The organism is Mesorhizobium sp. B2-1-1 (assembly GCF_006442975.2).
Taxonomy (GTDB): domain Bacteria; phylum Pseudomonadota; class Alphaproteobacteria; order Rhizobiales; family Rhizobiaceae; genus Mesorhizobium.
Window position 1 is genome coordinate 2,008,017 of record NZ_CP083954.1, and the last position, 16,760, is coordinate 2,024,776.

Below are 16,760 nucleotides of genomic sequence, written 5' to 3' on the forward strand. Positions count from 1 at the left end.
GTTTCGAACGCTGGCCGTCCCGCATGGTTGCGATCGGCCGCGGTTTTCGAGGGTGCTCCCAACTCACCATTTTGTGAGCATTCCGCGCCGACGGAACCTTTGTCGCTTTGCCGCCGTTAGGCGCTCGATCCAAAAGCTTGTTCCAAGCGAAAAATCGGCGAGGATGCCGCAGGTCTTTTCCAGCAACGCCAATGGGATTGCCCGCTTCTTTCTGTGGGGTGTTTGCTGTTTCGCGCTTCTGGCGGCCGTCGGCGGCACGGCGTTTTTGCGTTCAGGGTTCGTTACCGGCGTGGGGCAACCGGTGGCCCAGGCCGTTCCGTTCAGCCACAAGCATCATGTCGGCGATATCGGACTGGACTGTCGTTATTGCCACAACGGGGTCGAGACATCAGCCTCGGCGGGGCTGCCGGCGACAGAAGTGTGCATGACCTGTCATTCGCAGCTCTTCACCAATGCCGAGATGTTGGCGCCGGTGCGCGCAAGTCTCGCCTCGGGACAGCCGCTGCAATGGCAGCGGGTCAATTCGGTGCCGGATTTCGTTTACTTCAACCACTCCATCCATATCGCCAAGGGCATCGCCTGCGAGACCTGCCATGGCGCGGTCGACGAGATGCCGCTGACGCGACGGGCGCATTCATTGTCGATGGAATGGTGCCTTGGCTGCCACCGCGACCCCGGTCCCAACCTTCGCCCGCCGCAAGCCGTTTTCCTGATGCACTGGAAGCCGCCTAACGACATCGAGCAGATCCGGCGTTCCCTGATCAGCGTGCTCGACATTCATCCCGAGACCATGACGGATTGCTATGTCTGCCACCGTTGACCGAAATCCGGCTTTCGATCTTGCGGCATTGCGGGTCGCCGCGGCGGGGCGCGAGCCATGGCGAAGCATGGACGAACTGGCTGACACGGCGGAGTTCCAGCGCTTTGTGGAGGCGGAATTCCTCGCGATGGCCGATCGCCTTCAGCCTGGCTTCGACCGGCGCACCGTCCTGAAACTGATGGGTGCATCGCTGTCGCTGGCCGGACTGGCCGCCTGCAGCGAGGCCGAGAGCATCGTGCCTTATGTCCGCCAGCCGGAGAACATCATTCCCGGCCGGCCGCTCTACTACGCGACAGCCCTCTCCAGCGACGGCTACGGCATCGGAGCCGTGATCGAGAGCCATGAGGGCCGGCCGACAAAGGTCGAGGGTAACCCGGATCATCCGGCATCGCGCGGCGCCACCGATGCCGTCATGCAGGCGGCGGTGTTGTCGCTGTTCGATCCCGAGCGATCTCGCACGCCGCTCAAGCTGGGCGAGCCCGCAAGTTACGATGAGTTCCTGAAAGATATCGCCGAACTGGCTGGTGGATTCCTCGCTTCAGGCGGGCAAGGGCTGGCATTGCTGCTCGAGGCGACGACATCGCCGACGACGAAGGCGCAGATCGCGGCGCTGAGGGTGCGCTATCCCAGACTTCGCGTCTTCCGCCACGATCCGCTTGCGGCCAATTCCGGTGAACAGGCAACGGGTACATTGTTCGGCAGGCCGTTGACGGCGATCTACCGTTTCGACCGCGCCGATGTGATCGTCAGCCTGGATGCCGATTTCCTGGGCGATGGTCCGGGGCGCCTGGCCTATGCTCGTGATTTCGCGCAGCGGCGGCGGGTGCGCAAATCTACGGACACGATGAGCCGCCTCTATGTCGTCGAGACGACTCCCACCATCACGGGTGCTGCCGCCGACCATCGCCGAGCTATCAGGCCAAGCGCCGTCGCAAGCGTTGCGGCGGCGATCAAGGCCGCCCTCGATGGCGACAATGCCGCGGCCGGCTTGTCGCCGCTCGGTCCGGAATGGACAAACGCGCTTGCCGACGATCTGCGCGGCGCCGGCCGCAATGCGCTTGTGGTGGCCGGAGCGCACCAGGCACCGTCCGTGCATGCCTTGGCCCTAGCGATGAATGCCAGGCTTGGTGCCCTTGGCAACACGCTGCAATTGATCGAGCCGCCTGATGCCATGCCGGTGGATGGCGATCTTGCAACGCTCTGCGGGGCCATCACGGATGGTTCGATCGACAAGACCGTCGTGCTCGGCGCCAATCCCTTGCACACGGCGCCATCGGACCTCGATGCACGGAAGGCTTTTTCGAGCCTGAAGCTTCTTGTCCACTGGGGACTCTACCGCGATGAGACGGCGTTTCTGGCTCGCTGGCATATCCCAGCCGCGCACGAGTTGGAGAGCTGGAGCGATATCCGGGCCTATGACGGTACGGTTTCGATCGTGCAGCCGCTCATAGAGCCTCTGTTCGGTGGCAAGAGCCTGCATCAGTTGCTTGCCGCGCTGGGCGGTGAATTCGGCGCCAATGCGCAGGCACCCGTGCGCCGGACGTGGGCCGCCATGGACGAGGTGGCCTGGCGCAAGGCGCTGCGCGACGGCATCGTGCCGAACACTGCTGCTGGTCCCGCTGCCGTTTCGGCACCGCCGGATAGCGATGGCTCGGCACCCAATGCCGCCACCAAAGGGTTGGAGGTTCGCTTCGTCGCCGATCCCTGGCTTCGCGACGGCCGCCACGCCAATTCATCCTGGCTTCAGGAATTGCCCCGGCCGTTAAGCAAGCTCGTCTGGGGCAATGCGGCGCTGGTCTCGCCAGCCACCGCGCAGCGCCTGAGGCTCGAAAACGGGCAGGTGGTCAACCTGGCGCGGGACGGCAGGACGCTGGACGCACCCGTCTGGATCACGCCGGGACAGCCTGACGACACAGTGACGCTGTCGCTCGGTTTTGGACGCAAGGCCGGCTCGGTAGCGGCACTCGCAGGCGGCTACGATGCCTTCGCGATCCGGACCAGCGATGCGCCATGGTTTGCCGACGATGTCGTCCTGAGCCCGCGCGGCGGTTCGGCGCGTGTAGTCACGACCCAGCATCATCAAGCGATGGAGGGCAGGGCGATCATCCGCCATGCTTCGCTCGATGCGTTCAGGGCAAATCCCCATTTCGTGCGCGACCACGCGCCCCCAGCGCCCATGGAATCGCTCTACCCCGACTGGAGCTACGACCAGGAAGCCTGGGGCATGTCGATAGACCTGTCGGCCTGCATCGGCTGCATGGCCTGCGTGTCGGCCTGTCAGGCTGAGAACAACATCGCAACGGTGGGGCCGGACGAGGCGGCACTCGGACACGAAATGCACTGGCTGCGCGTCGACCGCTACTATGCGGGCGGGCTCGACGATCCGGACATGTTCTTCCAGCCAGTGCCGTGCATGCATTGCGAGAAGGCCCCCTGCGAGGTCGTCTGTCCGGTCAATGCGACCATCCATACGCATGACGGTCTGAACGCGCAGGTCTACAACCGCTGCATCGGCACGCGCTACTGTTCGCAGAACTGTCCCTACAAGGTGCGGCGGTTCAATTTCCTGGAGTACCAGGAGTTCGACAATGACAGCGCGGGACCGGAGCAGGCCGTCCACAATCCCGATGTCACCGTGCGTTCGCGCGGCGTTATGGAAAAATGCAGCTACTGCGTACAGCGCATTTCGCAAAAACGGATCCGCGCCCAGATCGAGAACCGGGAGATCGAGGACGGTGAGATCGTCACCGCCTGCCAGCAGGCGTGCCCGACAAAAGCTATCACCTTCGGCGATCTCAACAGGAAGGATTCGCAGGTCGTCCAGGAAAAGGCCTCGCCACACAATTACGCGCTGCTCGAAGAACTGAACACAAGACCGCGCACCACCTATCTGGGCAAGGTCAGCAACCCTAACGACAGGCTCGCCGCGACATCCGGCTCGGAGGGCGGCGATGGCTGACGTGGCCGCCCGCAGGACGAGCAAAGGCGTGACACCTGTGCTGCGCGGGCGTCACGATTTTCCAGAGATCAGCGGCCGTATCAGCGCGGTGGTCCTGCAAGGGAAGTTGCCGCGGTTCTTCTGGTCGGCGTTCTTCGTCTGCTTCGCCTTCGTATTGCTGTTCCTCTATTCCATCACCTACCTGGTCTCGGTCGGCGTTGGCGCCTATGGGGTCAACATTCCCGTGGTCTGGGGCACGATGATCTCGAGTTTCGTGTGGTGGATCGGCATTGGCCATGCCGGTACGCTGATCTCGGCGGTGCTGCTGCTGCTGCGCCAGCCCTGGCGCGCCTCGATCAACCGCTTCGCCGAGGCGATGACGCTGTTTGCCGTGGCGATGGCCGGCCTCTACCCTATCCTGCATCTTGGCCGGCCGTGGTTCTTCTATTGGCTCCTGCCCCTGCCCAACACCCACATGCATTGGCCACAATGGCGCAGCCCGCTGGTCTGGGACTTCGCCGCAATTTCCACCTACGCCACCGTCTCGCTGCTGTTCTGGTACACGGGATTGCTGCCTGATCTCGGCGTGCTGCGCGACCGGGCGAAGTCGCGTGGCGGGCAACTTTTCTACGGCGTCCTCGCGCTTGGCTGGCGCGGCTCGGCCTATCATTGGGCGCGATACCGAACGGTCTATTTCCTGATGGCGGCACTCGCAACACCGCTGGTCGTTTCGGTTCATTCGATCGTCGCTCTCGATTTCACCTTCGCCATCACGCCGGGCTTCCATTCGACGATCTTTCCGCCCTATTTCGTCGCCGGCGCGCTCCTTTCCGGCTTCGCCATGGTGCTGACCATAGCCATTCCCTTGCGCTGGGCATTCGCTGTGGAAGACCTGATCACGCCGCGCCACATGGACAACGCCGCCAAACTGATGATCGCGGCCGGCATGGTCGTCATTTACGGCTATGCATCGGAAGCGTTCTTCTCCTGGTATTCGGGTGAGCCTTACGAGCGCGCGATGATGGTCCAGCGCGCCGTCGGCCCTTATGCGCCGCTGTTCTGGACCATGCTCTTCTGCAATTGCGCGGTGCTGCAACTGCTTTGGTTTCGCCGTGTGCGATCCAATATGCCGCTGCTGTTTTCGATCGCTCTGGTCATCAACATCGGCATGTGGCTCGAACGCTACATCATCGTGGTGACCGGCCCGAGCCGCGACTACCTGCCGTCGTCCTGGGGCGAGCAGTCGCTGACCTGGCTCGATTTCGGCATCCTGTTCGGATCGATCGGCACCTTCTTCGCGCTGGTCTTCCTGTTTATCCGCATCCTGCCGGCGATAACCATCTTCGAGGTCGAGGAACTGGCCGAGCAGAAAGGCGGCGCGGCATGAGCGTCCATGGCGTCATCGCGGCTTTCGCCGATCCGGATGCGCTGACCAGGGCGGCGCAAGCGATGCGCGACAAGGGGTACCGGCATATGGATGCGTTCTCGCCGTTCGAGGTGCACGGCCTGACAGACATATTGGGCATGCGAAAGACACGGCTGCCATGGGTCATGCTGGCGGGTGGCGTCGCCGGCGGCGTGCTGGTGTATGCATTGATCCTTTATTCCGTCGAGATCGACTATCCGGTCAATGTCGGCGGCCGGCCGCTGCATTCCTGGCCGCCGTTCACGGTCATCGCCTTCGAAGCCGCGATCCTGGCCAGCGTGTTTGCCGGCTTCTTCGGCATGCTGGCCGAGAACCGGCTGCCGCAATATTATCACCCCGTCTTCAACGCCGAGAGCTTCACCTACGCGAGCGGCGGCAAGTTCTACCTGCTGATCGAGGCCACCGACCCGAAATACCGCAAGGGCGTCACCAAGGGGCAGCTGACACGGCTTGGCGCCGAGACGGTCGAAGAGGTGGCGATATGAACCCGCGGCTGCTTTTGCCGGTTTGCCTGCTCCTCGGCGCCTGCAAGCAGGACATGGCCGACCAGCCTCGCTACGATCCGCTCGAAACCAGCAGAGAGTTCGCCGACGGCATGTCGGCAAGGACACCGGTCGAAGGCACGGTGACGCGCGACGCCGACCTGGCGGCGACGCCGGACAAATTCCCGTACCCGATCACCATGGCGCTGCTTCAGCGTGGGCAGCAACGCTTCGATATATTCTGCTCTCCCTGCCATGGCCGCACCGGCGACGGGCACGGGATGGTGGTCAGGCGTGGTTTCCCGCCGCCTCCGACCTACCATCAAGATGCGCTGCGCAAGGCGCCGGACCGGCATTTCTACGACGTCATCACCGACGGTTACGGTGCGATGTATCCCTATGCCGCGCGTGTCGAGCCGCGGGACCGCTGGGCGATCGTGGCCTATATCCGGGCGCTGCAATATTCGCGACATGCTGCGGCCGGCACGCTGCCCGAATCTCTTCGCGCGAAACTCGATGCCGAGGCGGCACGATGAAGCGCGCCGCCCGGCCCGACGACCACCTCGTCCTGCTGCTCGCAGCCGCCGCCGCAGGGCTCTCTCTGTGCGCGGCCGGGCTGTTCGTCGCCCCGCGCGCGACACTGGCCGGCTGGCTGATGACGGCGGTGTTCCTGCTCGGATCGCCGCTTGGCGCAATGACCCTGCTCATGGTGCACGGGCTGACCGGGGGGCGCTGGGGCGACGCGTTGCGGCCGCCGCTGCGGGCCGCCGTCGCGACCTTGCCTGTCGCGCTGCTGTTGATGCTGCCGGTGCTTGCGCGGCTCGATCTGGTCTTTCCCTGGGCAGGAGCCGACCCGGCGCTGACGGAAGCGGTGCGCCAGAAAATGACCTATCTCAACGTGCCATTCTTCGTCGTTCGTTTCATCGTCTATGCTGTCGTCTGGCTGGCGCTGGCCTGGCTTGTACTTGGCTGGACGGCGCCCGGTTCGGCCGCAAGCAGGACCGGCGGCGGCTACGCCATCGGGCTCGTCGCGCACGGCTTTGCCGTGACGGTGTTTGCCATCGATTGGATGATGTCGATAGAGCCGGATTTTTCCTCCACCATCTATGCGATGCTCGAAGCGGCGGCCGAGGTCGTCGGCGTGTGCGGGCTGGCGCTGGCGGTGCTCTCGGCCGGCCGTGCGATCGAGTCGGCGCCGGGTGGCGAGGAGGACGTGGCGCTCGGCGAAGACCTCGCCAACATGATGTTCGGCTTCATGCTCATCTGGGCCTATCTGGCATTCATGCAGTGGCTGGTCGTCTGGGGCGGCGACCTGCCCGACGAAATCCATTGGTATGTCATCCGTGGTCGAAATGGCTGGCAGTATCTGCTTTGGCTGCTGATCGCGCTGCAATTTGCCTTGCCCTTCGCCGGTTTCCTGAACCGCTCCGTCAAGCGCAGCCGCGTTGGCCTGATAGGGCTCGGCGCGTTCCTGCTGGCCGGACATTTCGCCGATGTCGCCTGGCGCGTCCGGCCGGCTTTGTCCGCCCTCGGTGCAGGAGTGTCGTGGCCGGACCTCGCGGCAATGGTCGGCGCGGGCGGCATCTGGTTCGGGTGCTTCGTCTATATCTGGACCAGGCCTGATCGCATCGTCGTCTGGCGCGGGAGGCTGGCCCGTGGCTAAGGTCGTGCGTCATCCCGAAACACGCGATGTCTGGCCGAGGGCGCTCGTGCTCATTGGCCTCGGCCTGCTTGTCTTCCTGGCGCTCGCCGCGCTTGGGCTGAGACTGATTTTCGATACGGCCCCGTTCTGGCCACTTGCGGGCACGCAGATGAACGGCAGCGCCGCAGGTCCCGCCTTGCAGGATTTCCCCGGGGCCGATCTTGCCGCGTTCCGTCAGCAGGAAGATCGTGAACTCGGCATGCTTGCATGGGTCGACCGCAATGGTGGCATCGCGCGCATTCCGATCGACGACGCCATGAAGCTGATCGCCGCGCAGGGACTGCCGGAGGCGGTAACGCCCGCTGCGGCCGGTGAGGACTGCGCCTTGCTCGAAGGCCAGGTTCCGCGCGCGCCGCAGGCCGGCATTTGCCGCGCCCGAGCGGACGCGGCGCAGCCAAACGCCGGGGCGCCGCAGCAGGGCCAGGCCGCACCGGCCATGGGGGCGAGGCCATGAGGCGTTTGGTCCTGCCGCTCGTGCTCCTGGCTGCAATGACCGCCAGCGTGCGCGCGCGGCCGGTTTTCGAACCGCAGATCGGCGCGCAGCTCAGCCTCGATACAGTCTTCCGCGAGGCTTCGGGCGGACGGCAGACGCTTTCCGGCATTCTCGGCGGGCGGCCGGCGCTGCTCATCTTCGGTTACGACAAATGCCCCAACCTCTGCGGCGTGACCCAGCAGGCGGTTGCCTCGGATCTGAACAAGACCGGCCTCGATCCCGCGACCTACCACGCTCTCTTCGTCTCGATAGATGCTTCCGAGACCGTCGCGGATGCGGCGTCCATCCAAGCCGAAGTCGGGCGGTCCGCCGGTCAGGCAGGGTTGTCCGCGTGGCGCTTCTTGACCAGCGAGGATGGCGCTGGCGCCGCCCTTGCCGCGGAGGCCGGCATCACATTCGACCGGCGCGACCGGATCTCGCAATATGTTCACCCGATCGCGGTCATCGCGCTGACGCCGCAAGGCCGCATCGCGCAAGTACTTCCGGCGCTGAGTTTCGAGCCGCGCGATCTCAGGCTTGCCCTGGTCGAGGCGTCGGCCGGGCGGCTTGGATCCATCGCCGATCACGTCTTTCTGCTGTGTGCCGGCTTCGATGCATCAAAGGGCCAGTACACGCCAGCGGTCTGGGCAGTCGTGAAGGTGACTGGCATGGCGACGCTGCTTGGCCTTGGCGCCACCATCCTCGTTCTGTCGCGAAGGAGGCCGATTTGACGTTCGGCATCCCTTTTACGCCGCCGCAGGCCTCCTCGATTGCCGGCAGTGTCGACGCCCTGTTCTACGTGCTGCTTGCCTTCACCGTCGCGCTGGGCGTCTTCCTGACCAGCCTGGTCGTTTTCTACGCCGTCAAATATCGCGCCGGCTCCAAGGTGGAGCGAACGGGGGAGCGTGCGCGCAGCACGCCGCTCGAGGTGACCTGGACAGTCGCCAGCCTGCTGATCGCTTTCACCATCTTCGGATGGGGAGCCGTGCTGTTCCTGCGCCGCGAACACCCTCCCCTTGACGCACTCGAGATCGCCGGCCTTGGTAAGCAATGGATGTGGGAGTTCCGTCATCCTGGCGGCCAGCGTGAAATCAACGAACTGCATGTGCCGGTCGGCGAGGCGGTGATCGTGTCGCTGGCATCGCAGGACGTGATCCACTCATTCTTCGTACCTGCCTTCCGGGTCAAGCAGGACGCGGTGCCGGGGCGCACCACGCATGTCTGGTTCATCGCCAGCGAGCCCGGGCGGTATCATTTGTTCTGCGCGCAATATTGCGGCACCCAGCATTCGGAGATGGGCGGCTGGGTGACCGTGATGCCGCCGCAAGAATATGCGGCGTGGCTGGGCAAGCAGGGCCAGGGTGAAACGCTTGCGGCCGACGGCGAAAAACTCTTCCGCGCGCTCGGCTGCTCCGGCTGCCACGGCAATTCCACCAAGGTGAGGGCGCCGGATCTGGCTGGGGTCTTCGGACGGCCGGTGGCCCTGGACAATCAACAGACCGTCATTGCCGACGACCGCTATTTGCGCGATTCCATCCTCAATCCGAAGAAGGAGATCGCCGCCGGGTATGAACCCGTGATGCCGAGCTTTGACGGCCTTGTCGACGAGCAGGAGCTACAGATGCTGCTGGCGTATCTCAAATCCCTGTCGCCGCGAGCAACCAGGGAAAGCGGGGCGACCCAATGAGCAGGCAAGCCTTGGCGCCTTCGAGCTATCTGCATGGGGAGGCCGGACCTGCCGCCTGGCTCTTGACCACCGACCACAAGCGCGTCGCCTGGCTCTACCTGATGTCGCTGACGGCGTTCTTTTTTCTTGGCGGTGCTTTTGCCGTGATGATCCGGATCGAACTCGCGTCGCCTGCGGGCGATCTGGTGTCGGACGATGTCTATAACAGGCTGTTTTCCCTGCATGGCATCATCATGGTGTGGTTCTTCCTGGTGCCGTCGATCCCCGCGACGCTCGGCAATTTCCTGCTGCCGCTGATGATCGGCGCGCGCGATCTCGCTTTTCCGCGGCTCAATCTCGCCAGCTGGTACGTGTTCATCTTCGGCAGCGCCTTTGCCCTGGCCGCGGTGCTCGCCGGCGGTGTCGACACGGGTTGGACCTTCTACACGCCGCTCTCGACGCTCTATGCCAACGGCTTCGTTTCGATGGCCGCGCTGGGTGTCTTCATCGTCGGCTTCTCGACGATCATGACCGGCATCAACTTCATCGTCACCGTCCACACGTTACGCGCGCCGGGGCTGACCTGGTTCAGACTGCCGATCTTCGTCTGGACGATGTATGCGACCGCGCTGGTCATGGTGCTGGCGACGCCGGTGCTGGCCGCCTCGCTGATCCTGATCGTGCTGGAGCGTGCCTTCGGTATCGGCATCTTCAATCCCGCGCTGGGCGGCGACCCGCTGCTGTTCCAGCATCTGTTCTGGTTCTACTCACATCCCGCGGTCTACATCATGATCCTGCCCGGCATGGGCGTGGTTTCCGAAGTGCTGCCCTGCTTCAGCAAGCGCCCGCTGTTCGGCTACAAGGCGGTGGCGATGTCTTCGATGGCGATTGCCGTGTTCGGCTTCCTGGTCTGGGGTCACCATATGTTCGTATCAGGCCAGTCGGCCTATGCCGGCATCGTGTTCTCGTTCCTGTCGTTCTGCGTCGCGATCCCCTCGGCGATAAAGGTGTTCAACTGGACGCTGACGCTGCGCAAGGGCGAAATCACTTTCGAGACGCCCATGCTTTATGCGCTGTTTTTCCTGGCGCTGTTCACTTTCGGGGGGCTGGCCGGCCTGTTCCTGGCCGCTCTCGCCGTCGACGTCCACGTTCATGACACCTATTTCGTCGTGGCGCATTTCCATTACATCATGGTCGGCGGCATGGTGACGGCCTACATGGCGGGGTTGCATTTCTGGTGGCCGAAGATCACCGGCCGCGTCTATTCCGAAACCTGGGGCCGTATCGCCGCGACCGTGACCTTCCTCGGCTTCAACCTGACTTTCTTCCCGCAATTCGTGCTCGGTTTTCTCGGCATGCCGCGGCGCTATCACACCTATCCGCCGGAGTTTCAGTTCTGGCACGTATTGTCCTCGGCCGGCGCGGTCGTTCTGGCCGTCGGCTATCTTATGCCGCTGCTCTATCTCGGCTGGTCGCTGTTTCGCGGGACGCGGGCGCCGGCCAACCCGTGGGGCGCGACCGGCCTTGAATGGCAGACGGCTTCGCCGCCGCCCCCGCATAATTTCGACACCATGCCCGTGGTCAGGCGGCCGGCCTATGACTATGCCATGAAAGGCCTGAGGCACGAGACGTTCAGCCCGCACAGGGACGAAGCCTCATGAGCGGGCCGACCGAAAGCATTGCCTTCGATACACGGGCCCGCGAGAAGGCGGCCGATGCGTTCGGCATGTGGATTTTCATCGGCTCCGAGGCGATGCTGTTCGGCGCGATCGTGCTGGTGTTCCTCTACGCCCGATTGAGCTATGGCGCGGCATTCGCCGCGGCGTCGCAACATCTGTCATTGCCGCTCGGCACGCTGAATACGGCGGTTCTGATCACCAGCAGCTTCGCGATGGCGCTTGCCCATATGTTCACGGCTGCCCGGCGTTGGCGGCCCGCCTTCTGGGCCTTGATGTCCACGAGCCTGCTTGGCTGCATCTTTCTGGTGATCAAGGCCGTCGAATACAGCAAGGAATTCAGCGAGGGCCTGGCGCCGGTGCTCGGCGCGCCGTTCCGCTTCGCAGGCCCAGATCCGGCCCATGCCGAATTCTTCTTCGCGCTCTATTTCGCCATGACATCGCTGCACGCGCTGCATCTGATAGGCGGCATCGCGGTGATTGCCGGCATGCTGTTGCTCTGGCCGAGGACCGCGCAGGCGAGCCGGGCGCGCCGCGTGCAGGCGATCGGACTCTACTGGCATTTCGTCGACATCGTCTGGGTGTTCCTGTTCCCGGTCCTCTATCTGATCAACCGGGCCTGACGACGATGAGCGACCTCGCCAAGCTCACATTCGCCTATCTCGCGCTGCTCGCCTTGCTGGCGCTTACCGTCGGCTCTTCGTTTGTCGACCTCGGTGGGTTCAATTCCGCGATCAACCTTGCCGCGGCGGCTGCCAAGACAGTGGTGATCGCGCTGCTGTTCATGCATCTGGCGGGCGAGGGCATCCTCCCCAGGCTCGCGGTCGCGGCGGTGGGCCTGTGGCTGGCCATTCTCTTTGGCCTGACCCTGATCGGGCAATAGCCTGCGGGGCCTAGTGTGGCGCGCGTCATCAACGTTCGCGCGGATTGCCCAGGGCTGGATCACGGCGCCTCGTGTAGCCGTCGACGCGGGGCAAGCCGTCGGCCATGTCGATGAATGGCAGGTGCATATCCCAATAGGCCTGTGCCTGTGGCGGAAACCGCTCCGGCGCGTCCATGAAGCCGATCGAGACATAGAGTTCGTCACGCAGGCCTTCGTCGGCATAGAAGATCGAGGTACCGCAATCGGCGCAAAAGGAGCGGATGACCCCCTTCGTCTTCGAAAAGGTCTTCGGCTTCCCGGCGGTCAGCTCGACCTGGTGCGGGCGATAGCCGATCCAGATGGTCATCGGTCCGCCGGTCGCCCGCCGGCAATCGTCGTCATGATCGAAGCAGATCCAGAAAGGCTCTCCTTCCATCACCGCCATGACGGCACCGCAAAAACAATGTCCGCGCTCGATGCGAGCCATGTTGCTGTCCGTTGTCAGAGACTGTCGGTCGTCAGGACGGCGCTTCCGCTGCGGTCGAGCATGAATTTTCTCCGAAGCTGTTGGGGGATCTGATCCTGCGGGGTCAACGCAGCGCCGCCAAATTGGTTTCCGGCCATAGGAGCGGCGGCGGATTCAAATCTGCGCTTCCGGCCTAGCCGCTGGAACCTGCCGGTCGAAACCAGGTTATGACTGTGCCAAAGGAGGACCGGCCATGACTGGAAGCGAAAATCGCCGCGAGACTGGTGCCACCAAATATCCGGCCAGGAGCGACGGCGATCCCGCCGATTCATTCTCCCAGGACGCCGCAGGCAACAAGCCGCCGGCGTCCGGGCAAGGCCTGACGCGCCCTTCAGGCGAGGTGAATGAGAAAACGCATCAGTCCGAGGGGCAGAATCCATCCCGGCGGGCGCCCCCCGACCAGCCGCCCAGAAAAGGCGCCGGCTCAGCCACTTCTGAGCACTCAAAAGACGGCCAAGTGCCGCCCGGAGGCCGGGAGCCTGGTGCGTTCGACAAGGAATGAACGATTCACAATTGACAAGCCGGCGGTGCTTGTGGATTAGTGAGAACGTTCTCAGAGAACGTTCTCACCGCTGCGGCGGACTTACCTTTTGGGAGGAGGTATGGGTACCGACGAGATCCGGCTGGCTGTTCGCATCGCGAATATTGCAAAATCCTACGGACCCACAGTCGCACTCGATTCCGTCTCCATTGATCTGCGGCCAGGGGAAGTCCATGCGCTGTTGGGCGAGAACGGCGCCGGCAAATCGACGCTCGTGAAAATCCTCAGCGGCGTCGTGACGCCTGACGGCGGATCCATGTCGATCTTCGGCAAGCCTTATGCGCCGCATGGCATCATCGATGCGCGGGCGCAGGGCGTGGCGACGGCCTTTCAGGAACTCAGCCTGCTGCCGAATCTCAGCATCGCCGAGAATCTCGTGCTGCCGAAAATGCCGAAGGGCAAGCTAGGTCTCGTCTCGCGCCGCACCGCCAAGGCATCAGCTGGCAAGGTTCTTAACGACTACGCTCTCTCCCACTTTGATCCTGACACGCCCGTCGGCGTGCTTTCGCTTTCGGATCGTCAGCGGCTTGAGATCGTGCGCGCCTTCACCCATGCCTCGAAGCTCTTGATCCTCGATGAGCCGACGGCCGCGCTGGCGGACGTCGAATGGCTGTTTGAGCTCGTGCGCCGGCAGAAGAACCTGCAGACCGCCATCCTCTACATTTCCCACCGCCTCGGCGAGGTGCGCACCCTGTGTTCGCGCGCCACCATCCTGCGCAATGGCCGCAGCATCGGCACCGTCGAGTTGTCCGGCGCTTCGGACGAGAACATTTTCGAGATGATGGTCGGCCGAAGCGCGCGTGAGACGACCGCCTCGCAGCCTTTGGTCGCCGACACCGCGCCCGTCGCGCTCAGCGTTCGGGGCCTCTCCGGCGGCATTTTGCGCGACGTGTCGTTTGATGTCAGGCGAGGTGAGATCGTCGGCATCGCCGCGCTCGAGGGGCAGGGCCAACGCGACCTGTTCAGGACGATGATCGGCCTCTCCAAGGCGAAAAGCGGCGGCATCGAGATCGACGGCGTGCCCGCCCAGATCGCCAGCCCGGGCGCCGCGCTCCATTTCGGCAACGGCCTTGCCTACCTGCCGGAGGACCGCAAGTCGGAAGGGATTTTCGCCGGCCTCAGCACCGCCAGCAACATGGTGTTGCCTATCATTTCGCGTATCGCGCAGGGTGGCGTCGTCTGGCCGGCCAGCGAGCGTCGCATTGCGAAAAAAACCGCTGAGGCGGTCGAACTGCAGGAGCGCTATCTGCAGTTCAAGATCGATGAGCTTTCCGGTGGCAACCAGCAGAAGGCGCTTCTGGCGCGCGTCATGATGACGGGTGCGCGCACTCTACTGCTTTTCGATCCGACGCGTGGAGTCGATGTCGGAACCAAGCAGTCGATCTACGAGGCGATCCGGAAGTTCGCTGCCGATGGCGGCTCGGTGCTCTTTTACTCGTCCGAACTGCCGGAACTCGTCCATCTCGCGCATCGCTGCATGGTGCTCTATGGCGGCCGCGTCTTCGCCGAATATCAGGGCGATGCCATCGATGAGCCGACTATCGTCGGCGCGCTGATCGGCCACGCTGCGGGCGCGGTGAATGGAGTGGCCGCATGACCGCGGTCCAGGCAAATCCCGCGCCCCGCCGCTCCGCGTTATGGAGGGCTGTCATCAGCGGCACCGGCATCGTGGCGATGATCTATGTCCTGCTTTATGCGCTCTACGCGTTCTGGCAACCGGATGCGCTTTCGGTCTACACCTTCACCGATCTCGTCAACAACTCGACGCCATTGGCGCTCGCGGCAGCGGGCGAGACGCTGGTCGTCATCAGCCGCGGCTTCGACTTGTCCGTCGCAGGCGTCGTCTCGCTGACCAATGTGCTGATGGCGGTCTATCCGTTCGGTGGTCCGGGCGGTGCGCTGGCCAGCCTCCTGATGTGCTGTGCGATCGGCGGTGCCGTCGGCGCAATCAACGGCATTCTCGTGGCCAGGCTTGGACTGCAGACCATCGCGGCGACGCTCGGCACGATGATCGTCTGCCAGGGACTTGCGCTGGTTATCCTGGACGCGCCTGGCGGTATGGTTGCCGACTTCGTCACCTATACGCTGACCGACACCCTGTTCGGTATCATCCCGATCGCCGGGCTGTTTCTGGTTGCCGCCATCGCGCTTTGGCTTGCCTTCCGGCGGACCAATACCGGGATCGGCCTCTATGCGATCGGCGCCGACGAGCAGTCGGCTCGCTTCTCCGGCGTGCCCGTGGCAGGGGTACGCATCACGGCCTTTGTCGGCGCCGGCATCCTTTACGGCGTCGCCGGCTTCATGCTGAGCGCCCAGACGGCGACAGGAAATCCGACAGCCGGCACGCCATTCCTGATGCTCACCTTTGCCGCAGTGGCGCTCGGCGGCACGCCGTTGAGTGGCGGCCGGGGCAGCCTCGTTGGCTCGATCCTGGGCGCCGGTACGCTGATGCTTTTGCAGAAGGTGCTTTTCTCGGGTGGGGTCTCGTCCTTCTACACCGGCATATTCCAAGGTTTCGTGCTGGTGCTTGCGATCGTGTTCGGCAGCGCCGTGGCGCGCCTGCTCAAGAAGGAAGAGATCCGGTGAACGCGCATAAGGACGTTGCGACGCGTTTCGAGGCCAACTCCGACCGGCGCGGCAGGCAAAGGCTCGACCGGGAGGTGGTCAATACGCTTGTCGTATTTGGGCTGAGTATCGTGCTTGTGGTGTGCTCGCGCTTCATCAGTCCGGGGCTGGGTTCCTGGGATCAGGTGCTGACGGTTCTCATCCTCGCGTCCTTCCTGATCGTGTTGTCGTTTGGGCAAGGGCTCGTCATCCTGATCGGTGGGCTCGACCTATCGGTCCCCGCCCTCATCACGCTCGGCGGCGTGTTGACGACGACGTGGATTGGTAGCGGCGATGCCGGCATCTGGTACATGCTGCCGGCCATTCTGGTCATTTGCGCGCTGGTCGGCACGATCAGCGGACTGGGAATTGTCTGGCTGAAGGTTCCTCCCTTCATCATGACCATGGCGACCTCGATCGTCGTGGCATCGGTGGCGCTGGGCTACACCAGCGGGACGCCGCGCGGCGGTTCTCCGTCCGCCTTGCTGTGGCTGATGAAGGAATGGTTCCTCGGCGTGCCGCTGGTCATCTACTTCACCGTCGCTTTCATCCTGTTCGGCTGGTTCTTGCAGAATTTCACTGCGCTCGGCCGCCGGCTCTACGCCCTTGGCACCAACAGGAACGCCGCTCTCATCGCCGGCGTCGCTGTCAATCGGCTCGAGCTCGTCCCCTATGCGATCAGTGCCGCTTGCGCAGGCTTCGTCGGCATGATGCTGGTGGGCTATTCGAACGGGGCGACGCTGAGGATGGGCGACAGCTACATGCTGCCTTCCATCGCTGCCGTCGTGGTCGGCGGCTCCTCGATCCTCGGCGGCAGCGGAACTTTCATCGGGACGGTCGGCGGCGCAATTCTTCTGACGACGCTTGGCACCGTTATCTCCGCTATCGGCCTCAACGAAGGATGGCGCACCGTCATAGAGGGCGCAATCATTGTCGCCGCCCTGCTGGTGCTGCGCGGTGAATTCCTGGCCGATCTCGGAAATCGAATGCTGACGCGGAGGAAGTGACCATGCCTGTGCGTGAAATGCGTTTTGTCCAATTGTGA

The 16,760-nt window shown here is 63.8% G+C and carries 16 protein-coding genes; 15 read left to right on the forward strand and 1 reads right to left on the reverse strand.

Annotation, left to right across the window (positions count from 1 at the left end):
* Window positions 1-163 precede the first annotated feature (163 nt).
* Genes FJ972_RS09785 through FJ972_RS09840 form a run of 12 tightly spaced genes read left to right on the forward strand, consistent with a single transcriptional unit; the run spans window position 164 to window position 12,065 of the window.
* Window positions 164-820 carry a cytochrome c3 family protein gene (locus tag FJ972_RS09785; protein ID WP_140522240.1) on the forward strand — a complete coding sequence of 219 codons (657 nt, stop codon included), beginning with the start codon at window positions 164-166 and terminating at the stop codon, window positions 818-820.
* Window positions 804-3,779 carry a TAT-variant-translocated molybdopterin oxidoreductase gene (locus FJ972_RS09790; RefSeq protein ID WP_140522238.1) on the forward strand — a complete coding sequence of 992 codons (2,976 nt, stop codon included), beginning with the start codon at window positions 804-806 and terminating at the stop codon, window positions 3,777-3,779. Before FJ972_RS09785 ends, FJ972_RS09790 begins: the two co-directional genes overlap by 17 nt.
* Complete coding sequence (gene nrfD, locus FJ972_RS09795; RefSeq protein WP_140522236.1) at window positions 3,772-5,145, forward strand: NrfD/PsrC family molybdoenzyme membrane anchor subunit; 1,374 nt, start codon at window positions 3,772-3,774, stop codon at window positions 5,143-5,145. Before FJ972_RS09790 ends, nrfD begins: the two co-directional genes overlap by 8 nt.
* Window positions 5,142-5,669, forward strand: coding sequence for a DUF3341 domain-containing protein (locus FJ972_RS09800; RefSeq protein WP_140518005.1), 528 nt, complete (start codon window positions 5,142-5,144; stop codon window positions 5,667-5,669). Before nrfD ends, FJ972_RS09800 begins: the two co-directional genes overlap by 4 nt.
* The gene (locus tag FJ972_RS09805) at window positions 5,666-6,202 is read left to right on the forward strand and encodes a c-type cytochrome (RefSeq protein WP_140522234.1); all 537 of its coding nucleotides are present in this window, start codon (window positions 5,666-5,668) and stop codon (window positions 6,200-6,202) included. Before FJ972_RS09800 ends, FJ972_RS09805 begins: the two co-directional genes overlap by 4 nt.
* Window positions 6,199-7,329, forward strand: a complete 1,131-nt coding sequence (locus tag FJ972_RS09810) for a hypothetical protein (RefSeq protein WP_140522232.1) — start codon at window positions 6,199-6,201, stop codon at window positions 7,327-7,329. Before FJ972_RS09805 ends, FJ972_RS09810 begins: the two co-directional genes overlap by 4 nt.
* On the forward strand, window positions 7,322-7,822 hold the full coding sequence (locus tag FJ972_RS09815; RefSeq protein ID WP_140522231.1) for a hypothetical protein: 501 nt from the start codon (window positions 7,322-7,324) through the stop codon (window positions 7,820-7,822). Before FJ972_RS09810 ends, FJ972_RS09815 begins: the two co-directional genes overlap by 8 nt.
* A complete protein-coding gene (locus FJ972_RS09820) occupies window positions 7,819-8,571 on the forward strand; it encodes an SCO family protein (RefSeq protein ID WP_140522229.1) in 753 nt (250 codons plus the stop codon). Before FJ972_RS09815 ends, FJ972_RS09820 begins: the two co-directional genes overlap by 4 nt.
* Entirely contained in the window at window positions 8,568-9,527 is a 960-nt protein-coding gene (gene coxB / locus FJ972_RS09825; protein WP_140522227.1) for a cytochrome c oxidase subunit II, read from the forward strand. Before FJ972_RS09820 ends, coxB begins: the two co-directional genes overlap by 4 nt.
* Window positions 9,524-11,167 (forward strand): cytochrome c oxidase subunit I, encoded by a 1,644-nt coding sequence (gene ctaD, locus FJ972_RS09830; RefSeq protein WP_140518010.1) that lies wholly within the window; start codon window positions 9,524-9,526, stop codon window positions 11,165-11,167. The genes coxB and ctaD overlap by 4 nt, the downstream gene beginning before the upstream one ends.
* A complete protein-coding gene (locus FJ972_RS09835) occupies window positions 11,164-11,805 on the forward strand; it encodes a cytochrome c oxidase subunit 3 (RefSeq protein ID WP_140522225.1) in 642 nt (213 codons plus the stop codon). The genes ctaD and FJ972_RS09835 overlap by 4 nt, the downstream gene beginning before the upstream one ends.
* Window positions 11,806-11,810: 5 nt before the next feature.
* Window positions 11,811-12,065, forward strand: coding sequence for a cytochrome C oxidase subunit IV family protein (locus FJ972_RS09840; RefSeq protein ID WP_140522223.1), 255 nt, complete (start codon window positions 11,811-11,813; stop codon window positions 12,063-12,065).
* Between the two features lie 28 nt (window positions 12,066-12,093).
* Here FJ972_RS09840 and FJ972_RS09845 read toward each other — a convergent pair whose 3' ends face one another.
* Window positions 12,094-12,531 (reverse strand): GFA family protein, encoded by a 438-nt coding sequence (locus tag FJ972_RS09845; RefSeq protein ID WP_140522221.1) that lies wholly within the window; start codon window positions 12,529-12,531, stop codon window positions 12,094-12,096.
* 641 nt (window positions 12,532-13,172) lie between these two features.
* Between FJ972_RS09845 and FJ972_RS09850 the strand changes: the two genes are divergently transcribed.
* Genes FJ972_RS09850 through FJ972_RS09860 form a run of 3 tightly spaced genes read left to right on the forward strand, consistent with a single transcriptional unit; the run spans window position 13,173 to window position 16,722 of the window.
* Entirely contained in the window at window positions 13,173-14,708 is a 1,536-nt protein-coding gene (locus FJ972_RS09850; RefSeq protein WP_140522217.1) for a sugar ABC transporter ATP-binding protein, read from the forward strand.
* Window positions 14,705-15,697: an ABC transporter permease gene (locus FJ972_RS09855; RefSeq protein WP_140522215.1), complete on the forward strand. Its 993-nt coding sequence runs from the start codon at window positions 14,705-14,707 to the stop codon at window positions 15,695-15,697. The genes FJ972_RS09850 and FJ972_RS09855 overlap by 4 nt, the downstream gene beginning before the upstream one ends.
* Complete coding sequence (locus FJ972_RS09860) at window positions 15,694-16,722, forward strand: ABC transporter permease (protein WP_181180793.1); 1,029 nt, start codon at window positions 15,694-15,696, stop codon at window positions 16,720-16,722. The genes FJ972_RS09855 and FJ972_RS09860 overlap by 4 nt, the downstream gene beginning before the upstream one ends.
* The last annotated feature ends 38 nt before the right edge of the window (window positions 16,723-16,760 follow it).